The following is a 2,259-nucleotide window of genomic DNA, read 5'->3' as shown; positions in this document are numbered from 1 at the left end:
AGCCGAAGAAGCCGGCGCCGGGGCTCTGCGTCTTCGGATTGGTGACGCGGTCGAGCGAATATTTCACGTCGTCGGCCGTCATCTCGCGGCCATTGTGGAATTTCACGCCATGGCGCAGCTTGAAGGTGAAGGTCTTGCCGTCGGGCGAAATCTCGTAGCTTTCGGCGAGGTCGGGTTTCAAATTGGTGGTGCCCGGCTCGTAGTCCATCAACCCGTCGAACAGACTCTTGATCATCGACCAGTTCTGCCAGTCATAGCCGATCGCCGGATCGAGCGTGGCGACGTCGTCCTTGTAGGTGATGGTGATGGCGCCGCCCTGCTTGGCGTTCGGATCGACGGCGTCCTCGGCGCGAACGCTCGTCATGCCGAGCATCAGCGCCAGCGCCGATGCCGCTACCGTGGATGCGAGAAACCTTTTCATTTTTATGTTCCCTTTCTCTGTCTGGTTTTCATTTCATCTGAGCTTGATGCGGGGGTCGATGAAGGGCGCGATGATGTCGGCCAGCAGATTGCCCAGCACGATGGCGAAGGCCGACACCAGCGTCACACCCATGATGATCGGGATGTCGACGCGCTGGATGGCCTGCCAGGCGAGCTGGCCAATGCCGGGCCAGCCGAATACGCTTTCGACGACGACGATGCCGCCCATGAAGATGCCTATGTCGATGCCGATCATGGCGATCACCGGCAGGATGGCGTTGGGCAGCGCATGGCGGAACAGGATAGCTCGCCGCGCCAGGCCTTTGGCGCGGGCGGTGCGCACGTAATCCTGGCGCAGCACGTCGATCATCGACGAGCGCATCATGCGCGCGTACCAGCCCGCGCCGAGGATTCCCATGGTCAGTGACGGCAGCACCAGATGACGCCAGGTGCCGTAGCCGCCGATCGGGAACCAGCTGAGCCGCACGGCAAAGACGTAGAGCAGCAGCAGACCGACGACGAATTGCGGCGCCGAGACGCCGACGAAGGAGGCGACCATCAGCGTCTGGTCAGTGGCGGTGCCGCGCTTGACGGCGGCGATCAGGCCCATGCTCAGGCCGAGCAACAGCTCGCACAGGATGGCGCCGACCATCAGCAACAGGCTGGCCGGCAGCCGCGAAACGATCAGCTCGGTGACTTCGGAGCGCTGGATGTAGGAGCGGCCGAGATCGCCGCTGACGAGCTTCGTGAGATAGCGCCAGTACTGGACGACGAACGGCTGGTCGAGGCCGAGCTGCTGGCGGATGTTCTCGACCGTCTGCGGCGTGGCACTGCGGCCGGCGATCTGGCGCACCGGATCGGCGGGCAGGAGATAGAGCAGAGCGAAGGTGATCAGCGAGACGCCGAGCAGGATCAGCAGCGACTGGATGAGGCGGCGGCCGAGATAGGCGATCATGCCCGGCCTCTTTGCGTCGGATCGAGGATGTCGCGCAGCGCATCGCCGATCAGGTTGAAGGCGAGCGCCAGCGCCAGGATCGCGGCACCCGGAAAGAACACCAGCCAGGGTGCGGCCTGGAAATAGGTCTGGTTCTCGAAGATGATGTTGCCCCAGGACGCCGTGGGCGGCTGGACGCCGATGCCGAGGAAGGAGAGTGTCGCCTCGAGCAGCACGGTGGTCGAAATGCCGAGCGTGCCCCAGACGATGATGGTCGGTAAGAGATGCGGCAGGATGTGGCGAAACAGGATGCGCGGCGCGCTCGCGCCGATGGTGCGTTCGGCATCGATGAACTCACGCTCCGCCAGCGATGAGGTCTCGGTGTAGATGACGCGGGCGGTCTGCACCCAGTTGACCAAAGCGATGACCATGGCGACGATCCACAGGCTGGGCTCGAACACCGCGGCCAGGCAAATGGCGAGCAGCAGTGCCGGAAACGCCATCATCAAATCGGTGAAACGCATCAGCGCGCTGCCGATCCAGCCACGGAAATAGCCGGCGACAACACCGACCAGCGTGCCAATGAACAGTGCCACGCCATTGGCGACGATGCCGATGATCAGCGAGGTGCGGGCGCCGTAGAGGATGCGGGTCAGGAGGTCGCGGCCGAGCAAGTCGGTGCCCAGCCAGAATTTTGCATCCGGCGGCAAGGGCGAGCCCTCGATGGTCAGGCCGTCGAACATCTGCTCGTTGGGATCATAGCCAGTCAGCCATGGCGCCAGCACGGCGCCGGCAACGACGATGGCGACGATGACCAGCCCGAGCAGAGCCAGACGGCGCCTGACCAGCCGGCGCCAGACGCCGGCGCGCGGCTTGACCGGCATGCGCCCTGGCGCGGTGAGATC

Annotated in this window: 3 protein-coding genes; all 3 read right to left on the bottom strand. The window is 64.3% G+C overall.

All coding sequences use genetic code 11. The features are described 5' to 3' along the window. On the bottom strand, positions 1-421 hold a 421-nt coding region (locus ENZ75_RS29340), incomplete at its 3' end, for an ABC transporter substrate-binding protein (RefSeq protein WP_245481287.1). A 33-nt stretch (positions 422-454) separates the two neighbouring features. Then, a complete protein-coding gene (locus ENZ75_RS29335) occupies positions 455-1,375 on the bottom strand; it encodes an ABC transporter permease (protein WP_024502122.1) in 921 nt (306 codons plus the stop codon). Then, positions 1,372-2,238 (bottom strand): ABC transporter permease, encoded by an 867-nt coding sequence (locus tag ENZ75_RS29330; protein ID WP_128278528.1) that lies wholly within the window; start codon positions 2,236-2,238, stop codon positions 1,372-1,374. Before ENZ75_RS29330 ends, ENZ75_RS29335 begins: the two co-directional genes overlap by 4 nt. Between the last annotated feature and the right edge of the window lie 21 nt (positions 2,239-2,259).

The sequence above is a fragment of the Mesorhizobium sp. M7A.F.Ca.CA.002.04.1.1 genome, assembly GCF_004022805.1.
In the GTDB taxonomy this organism is placed as follows: Bacteria; Pseudomonadota; Alphaproteobacteria; order Rhizobiales; family Rhizobiaceae; genus Mesorhizobium; species Mesorhizobium ciceri.
The sequence above is the reverse complement of the archived record's forward strand: the minus strand, read 5'-3'. Positions and strand labels throughout refer to the sequence as shown.

Excerpts from the sequence above, each read along its gene's own strand:
- ENZ75_RS29335 (WP_024502122.1), bottom strand. The coding sequence starts at position 1,375 with ATGATCGCCTATCTCGGCCGCCGCCTCATCCAGTCGCTGCTGATCCTG.
- ENZ75_RS29330 (WP_128278528.1), bottom strand. The coding sequence starts at position 2,238 with ATGCCGGTCAAGCCGCGCGCCGGCGTCTGGCGCCGGCTGGTCAGGCGC.